At 29.6% G+C, this 7,363-nt stretch carries 5 protein-coding genes and 1 pseudogene; all 6 read right to left on the bottom strand.

The features are described from left to right. Positions 1 to 329, bottom strand: a pseudogene (locus VW161_RS08440) (MnmC family methyltransferase); the annotation flags it as partial. Positions 330 to 470: 141 nt separating this feature from the next. Beyond that, complete coding sequence (locus VW161_RS08435) at positions 471 to 2,564, bottom strand: pyruvate formate lyase family protein (RefSeq protein ID WP_325192922.1); 2,094 nt, start codon at positions 2,562 to 2,564, stop codon at positions 471 to 473. Between the two features lie 110 nt (positions 2,565 to 2,674). Then, complete coding sequence (locus tag VW161_RS08430; RefSeq protein ID WP_325192921.1) at positions 2,675 to 4,102, bottom strand: flippase; 1,428 nt, start codon at positions 4,100 to 4,102, stop codon at positions 2,675 to 2,677. An 84-nt stretch (positions 4,103 to 4,186) separates the two neighbouring features. Beyond that, positions 4,187 to 5,137 carry a hypothetical protein gene (locus VW161_RS08425; RefSeq protein WP_325192920.1) on the bottom strand — a complete coding sequence of 317 codons (951 nt, stop codon included), beginning with the start codon at positions 5,135 to 5,137 and terminating at the stop codon, positions 4,187 to 4,189. Between the two features lie 294 nt (positions 5,138 to 5,431). Next, a complete protein-coding gene (locus tag VW161_RS08420) occupies positions 5,432 to 6,223 on the bottom strand; it encodes a DUF4422 domain-containing protein (protein ID WP_325192919.1) in 792 nt (263 codons plus the stop codon). Between the two features lie 33 nt (positions 6,224 to 6,256). Then, positions 6,257 to 7,363: UDP-galactopyranose mutase (gene glf, locus VW161_RS08415; RefSeq protein ID WP_325192918.1), on the bottom strand; the 1,107-nt coding region annotated here is incomplete at its 5' end.

Below are 7,363 nucleotides of genomic sequence, written 5' to 3'. Positions count from 1 at the left end.
ATAGCTGCTGATGAATTGTAACCAAGTCCTGCACAGATGTCTAGAATAGCTATGTTATCGTCATAGTTGAGTTTCAATGGCTTTATGAACTTTTCAAATGATTCACTTATTGCTCCTGTTGAAGTGTGCAATGTCTCTACCTTATGGTTTATTTCCTTTGATTTGATACTATATGATCCATCATCTGTCTTGACAAAGTATTCATTATGTTCTGTAAAAATGGAATTCCTATATTTGGCTTCCTTGTACTTTCTTTCATTATCGAAAGCATGATTAATCAAATCATAGATAGTTTCATCTATTACGGTAGATTCTTCAACATAACTCATTTAATCACTTTAAAAAATAGTTTTATAATTTAATATTAGTTTAATTATTATTTAAGTTTTAATTATCGATTAGATAAATTTTTTTAATTAGCATTTAAATTTTAAAAAATAAGAAAATGGATAAAATAGAAATAAACTATTTTATTTTCCTTCACTCATTAAAGCCCTTCCTATAAGGAAGTCCTGATATTCCTCAGGCAAATCATTGAAGTAGGAACTGAAACCTGAAACCCTTACAATCAAATTAGGATACGCTAAAGTATCCTCTTTCGCTTCAATTAAAACCTTGCTGCTTAATACATTTATTTGCAACTGGAATATGCCTGAATTGATGCTGGAATAAATAAAGTCTGAAAAGTTATCAATATTGTTTTTAATATAGTTTGAAGGAAAGATTAAATCTATCATATTTCCATTGATTTTGCATCCACCATAATCCAATTTTGAAGCAAAACCAAATATTTCAGTGAAATCCCTATTGGAATCAAAAGAGATATTGCAAGATAAAGCTTCTCCATCTTTTCTACCATCAAATGAAGCAGAAGTATCCCTACCTGCACTTATATGGGAAGAACCACTTAATCCAAATTTAATTTTGCCTCCAAATTCATTAGCATAATCCTTAAGGCAATCCTCAAGGAATAAAACAATCTCATTTTCAATGTCCAATATTTCTTTGTTGGTTAAGCCAAAGCAAGGCCTCATGTTTTTTAACTCATTGAATGTGGCATGATACCTATCTTTTTTAAAGTTATTCTTTCTCATTTTATTCAATTCGTTTAAAGTATACCTTTTTTCTTCAAAGACGAGCCTTTTAATATTATATAAACTGTTTACAGCATTTGCAAGTCCAAGAGTAGTGATTCCATAATCATTATATCTGGCTCCGCATTTTGATATGTCTGCACTATTGTCATTGCAGTCATCAGTGAATAAGGAAATCAATGGGTCTTCATTCCATTCAATGGAATCTAAAGAACTAATTATTAATTCCGCATCTCTTTTAAGATAGTACTTATATGAATTTAAAAGCTCATCAAAACTGAGAACATTGTCTAAAAACCTGTCTGTTTCGCTATCGAAAAAGTCATTTAATGGCTTTAAAAAGGACAGGAATTTGATGTTGTTCTGTCCCAAGTCACTTCCAACTATAGAAGGCTGTCCACAATCGGAAACAACATAGTTAGCTGCATCCCCCTTGGAATAGCCGAATTCCACCAATTTATCAATAATGACTTCATCGTTTGAAAACAATGGACTTCCAATTCCAGTATTGAGAGTCTCCAAGGACAATTCCATCAAATCACGTGGTGTTTCATTACTTACCCTAAGTACAATTTTCGGATCTGGCAATTGTAATTCATTTATGGCTTGAATGAACATGTAAGTCAAGTCATTATAGAAATAGTATTCCCCATACTCATCAGCATATTTTCCTCCAAGAACAATAATTTGACCAGTATCTCCTAAAAATTCATCGCTTTTATACCAGTAATATGAATGCAAGATTTTTAAAAAGTCATTTATCAAATCATATGCTTCCTCTTGAGATAGAACACCACTGTTCATATCATCAAAATAGTAATCCTCAAGTATCTTATCAAGCCTTCCCAGACCATTTGAATTATGTCCAGTTTGCCAAAGCAATTGATTGAAGAAAAGAATTCTCTGCAGAGCTTCTTCAAAATGTTCAGCTTTCTTATCAATCATATCTTCAAAATAGCGAGCAAATTTAGCCCTTTGGCTATGATTTGAAACTCTTAGCTTTTTTGAGATTTCATAAATGAGTAATTCTATGCCATCAAGCATATCTAATTGATCATTATTAAAATCAGAACTTAAATCACGGGCAAATCCACGAGCGCCCTTAGGATGGAAATAGATTTCATTATAATCATAAATGGAAGCACTTAAGATTTTAGAGTAGTCTACTGTAACACCATTTAAAACCTTTCCATCAAAATTCAAGTTTTTCAGTTCATCCAAAAAATAGATGAAACCGTCATCTGGAAGTTCAATTTCAACTTTCCTAAAAAGGTTTTTGATTTGAAGCCCTTTGTTGAATTTGGATGATGAAATATAAAAATTGTGCATATTAGAAGCTAAATATGAGGTTGCTTTTTCCCTATTTTTGAACTTTCTGTTCAATTTGCTTATAGTAGAAGCATATATGACTGGTCTTGAATTATTGGATTTACGACCGCCTAAACTTCTAATATTGTCAAATAAACCCATATTTAAACACCCGAAGAGTATTATGAAAAATAAAAAAATTAGATAAATTTATTACTATAATACTATTTATGATTCCTTTATAAAATAGTTATAGTTTTAAAATATGAAAATTATCTATTCAATAATTCATTAACTATGAGTTTATCAGTATCATCAATAGAATGAGTGATAAATAAAGCAAAAACATATACAACAAGACCAATTGGGATTGCTAACCATAATGAAACATTAATGTAATATAAAACAATGCCTAGGATCATTCCACTAATGACTAATTTTATAACTGTTTTTAATAAGGAAACATCAGGTTTATAGTCAGTTTTAGATATTGCATACATCATAAGCCCTAAAATTAATATTTCACTTAACACAGTAGCTACTGATGCACCGATATACGTATATTTCGGAATTAATAAATAATTTAAAGCAACATTAAATATAGCGGCCATAATATAGATTTTTGTTACACTGAATTCTTTTCCTATAGAATTTAGCAAGGATGTTGCTACACCATTAATAAATAAAAATATGACTGCCCAAATAAGTATTTGCATAGCCAGAGAAGCTAAAGCATACTGATTAGTATAAATTAAATCAATTAGATATGGGGAATAGAAATACATTCCAATAATTATCGGCAATAAAATCAATAATGAATATTTAATAGATTGATTAAAACTTAATTTTAAAAGATTTGGATCTTTAGAATATAATTTACTCATTAATGGATAAATTACATATTGATAAACTAAATAAAATGCTGAAAATACAGAAATAATTTTATATACTGCATTATATAATCCAGTTGCATAATCATTTGCCAACCAAGAAATCATAACAACATCAATAGAGAAATAAATACCATAAAAAAACATAGTTAAACCGAAGGGTAATGATTTTAGAATAGCTTTTCTCCAAAAATTAAAATCAAAATCAAATTTTGGAAATTCGAAAACATTCCAAATATTTTTAAATAAATAGGCAAAGAAACATAAATTCGCTAATACATAAGAAATAGCTATACAAACAACCCCTAAATCGAATATCACCACTATAACAGTTGAAGTGAGCAATACTGAACTACATATTATTGATCCAATAGAACTTGGCTTTAAGTTTTCATGCGCTTGAAAAACTCCTGATAAAAAATTAGCATTAGTTAAGAATATTGTTTCAAAGAATATAATGAACGTTAATTCAAGAGTTAATAAATCATAACCTAACAGATGTAATGAAACTATTGTTAATACTAGTAAAATTAAAGATAAGATTAATTTTATTGGCAAAATATTATTTATAAATTTTTGAGTGAGTGACCTATTACGTGCTAATTCCCGAGTGGTGTATGTTGTAATACCTATGTCTTCACCAATTCCAATAATCATTACTAAAGAAAGTACAAATGAAAAAATCCCATATTGTGTTACTCCCAAATATCTTGCAATGAGGATTGTCCAAAAAAATGCAAAAACATTTGTAACTATTTGAGATAAAGTGACCCAACTAACATTTTTAAATATAGTTTTTATCTGATTCATATTTTCACATGCAGAATTAATTTAGAAATTTATAAACTTAAAGTTATTATAAAATAATGAATTGCTTTGTTCATCAAATTTTTATCATTTAATAAGATACTTATAGGGATTTTCTTTGAAAAACTTTTCCATTTCATGATTCTGTGGACCAAATGATAAATGACCGACAGCAGTATTTTCTGAAATAATCATTCCTTTAGAATGGGTTATGCAAAATGAACATAACTGAACTTCATCTACACCTAAACCCTTAGTGATATCCACTCTAAAATAGGGCAATTTTTCCCATAAATCTCGATGATAAAAAATAGCTCCAATACTAAATCTTACAGTAGATGCAGAATAGTTAAAAGGCATATCATGCAACATTTTATCCAAATCATCAATATGTGGAACTAAACCATTTTCACCCCACATAAATTTTGCCACATCCACATTTGTTTCTATGCATCTATCCGGACCTGCAGCAAATTTGATTTTCTCAAAATGTTTTTCATAATAATCTACCAAATCTAATTTTTTTAGTAATTTCACATGAGCATAACCATTAACCGGAATGATTGGAGCTACAAATCCCACATTATATTCCCCTTTCTCCTGAACATTATCATAAGTTTCTCTAACTGTTTTAAAAAAGTTTTCTGTCACAAAAATGTCTTCATCTAACTTATAAATATAATTTGCATTGGGAAAAAGTTTTAATGCCATATTTTGAATTAAAGGAATGGAATTTCTTTTAGTCGAAATATATGACCAATCATTCTCTTGTGCAATTTTACTTAATCTTTCAGAATACAAACCTGAAGAAACTATGCAAATATCCATATTTTCATCTGAAAATTCTTTTATTCTTTTGAAAACAATATCCCATGTAAACTCTTTATAACCCGCTAAAATCATACATAAAGTATCTGAATTTTTAGATCTGTCCTCAAACTTATATCTTCTTGTAAAAGAAGTCAATTTTATAAATTTAAAAAATGATTTTTTTAAAATTTCTTTTAAAAGTTCCTTCAGAAAATCCATTTCCATCATTACATCCAACCATAAAAAATAATTAATAAATTAAAAAGTTCTCTGCATAATGATAAATTACTTAATTAACAAATTTTCTGCAGATATTCCAACAATAATATTAGTTAATTTTTTTCTAAATAATCCCTTATAAGTTTAACTATAAGCACTAAAATTTATCTTTTTTAAAATAAAAATCCATATTAAACCATTTTTACAGAATTTTAAAAATTTTAGCAAAAACATTATTATATGAAGACAAGGACACCTTTTCATTAAATAATCTGTAAAAAATATTAAATTGAAGAAAAAAAACTAACGCCTCATAGCTTTATGAAACAAACCAGCATAAATATGCACATAAACCCATCGGACAATAGGTATTTTCACAAACCACATATAAACAATTAACCTTAAACCTTTCAATTTAAGATCAGATTCCTTAACTTTAAGGTTCTGTTTATCCATCCATACATCAAAAAGCCTTTCAGTTAAAAATCCGTAAATTCTTTTCTGATAATCATCATATCCAGTCATGTCCACTCTTTTTTCAACTTCAGCAAGAATTGGGAAAACCCACTCACAATATGGATCAATGACTTCTTTTTTAGCTATAAACATATTGTAGTAATAAAGTTCCTTACCGTTCACGACCTTTTTATAGCTTTCAAGATATTCCGGACACTGTTCAGCAATTACCTCTTCACATAAATCAAGGTCCTTTGCATAATTCCAATGACCATAATCTTCATAAACTGAACCTAAAAGTGCAGTTGTCTTTTTAGGTAGAATAATGTCATATTCCTCAAAAATCTTTTCCAAATCCTTTCTTTCAAGACGTTTTCCTAATCTCCAATTAGCAAAGTAACGTCGATAATGAACCAAACCAATAATATCTGCATCACTATTTTTCCACATCCAGTATAAACCGGTCAGTTCACAATAGGAAGAGTTTTTACTTGAAATATTGTCCCCAGTATCATCACTGACAAAACTGAGGTTGTCTTTTCCATCTCTTCCTACAAAAAGAGGTACATAAACATCATTTGCATCGATATCTCTAATATCTTCTTCACTATGTGATACTACATAAACTTGAATCTTCATATTTTCTTCCTAATTAAAATATATTTTTCATTATTATAAACTATTTGCTAATTTTAAAGCTTCTTCAATGACTTTCCACATATCAAAATACTGATACATTCCAAGTCTTCCACCAAAGATAAGCTTATCTTCCTTGTCTGCCAATTCTCTATATTTAGCAAAGAGTTTACTATTCCTTTCATCATTCATAGGATAATAAGCCTCTTCTCCTTTTTCCCATGCTTTAGGATACTCTCTTGTAATAACTGTCTTGTCAGATTCAGCACCTTCAAAGTGCTTATGTTCAATTATTCTTGTAAAAGGAGTTTCCCTATCAGTGTAATTGATAACTGCATTTCCCTGATAGTTTTCCATATCAAGGGTTTCAAACTCAAAGTCAAGCCCTCTGTATTCAAGCTCTCCAAAGCAATAGTCATAATACTGATCAATCATTCCTGTAAAGAGAACCTTTTCAGCCATTGATAAAAACTCTTCCTTATTATCAAAGAAATCAGTATTCAATCTTACTTCGATTCCATCAAGCATCTTCTCAATTATTTTTGTGTATCCCCCAATTGGAATTCCTTGATACAAGTCGTTAAAATAGTTATTGTCAAAAGTAAATCTAACAGGCAATCTTTTAATGATGAAAGCAGGTAAATCTGTACAATCTCTTCCCCATTGCTTTTCTGTGTATCCTTTTACAAGCTTTTCATAGATGTCTTGTCCGACAAGGGAAATAGCTTGCTCTTCAAGGTTCTTCGGTTCACTGATATTGGCTTCCCTTTTTTGCTCTTCAATCTTTGCTTTAGCTTCCTCAGGAGTCTTCACACCCCACATCTGATAAAAGGTATTCATATTGAAAGGAAGGTTGTATAATTCGCCTTTGTATTTAGCCACAGGGGAATTTGTGTAACGATTAAAGTCAGCAAATTGATTGATGTAATTCCAAATATCCTTATTATCTGTATGGAATATATGTGCTCCATACTTATGCACATTTATACCATATTCTTCCTCAGTATAAACATTTCCTCCAATATGGTCTCTCTTTTCAATGACTAAACACTTCTTGCCTCTTTTAGTCATTTCATATGCAAATACAGAGCCGAATAAACCTGATCCTACAATTAAATAATCATATTTCATGAATACACCAAT

Source organism: Methanobrevibacter ruminantium, assembly GCF_016294135.1.
GTDB classification, from domain to species: domain Archaea; phylum Methanobacteriota; class Methanobacteria; order Methanobacteriales; family Methanobacteriaceae; genus Methanobrevibacter; species Methanobrevibacter ruminantium_A.
This window is presented reverse-complemented; position numbering and strand designations above follow the sequence as displayed.

Excerpts from the sequence above, each read along its gene's own strand:
- VW161_RS08435 (WP_325192922.1), bottom strand. The coding sequence starts at position 2,564 with ATGGGTTTATTTGACAATATTAGAAGTTTAGGCGGTCGTAAATCCAAT.
- VW161_RS08430 (WP_325192921.1), bottom strand. The coding sequence starts at position 4,102 with ATGAATCAGATAAAAACTATATTTAAAAATGTTAGTTGGGTCACTTTA.
- VW161_RS08425 (WP_325192920.1), bottom strand. The coding sequence starts at position 5,137 with ATGATGGAAATGGATTTTCTGAAGGAACTTTTAAAAGAAATTTTAAAA.
- VW161_RS08420 (WP_325192919.1), bottom strand. The coding sequence starts at position 6,223 with ATGAAGATTCAAGTTTATGTAGTATCACATAGTGAAGAAGATATTAGA.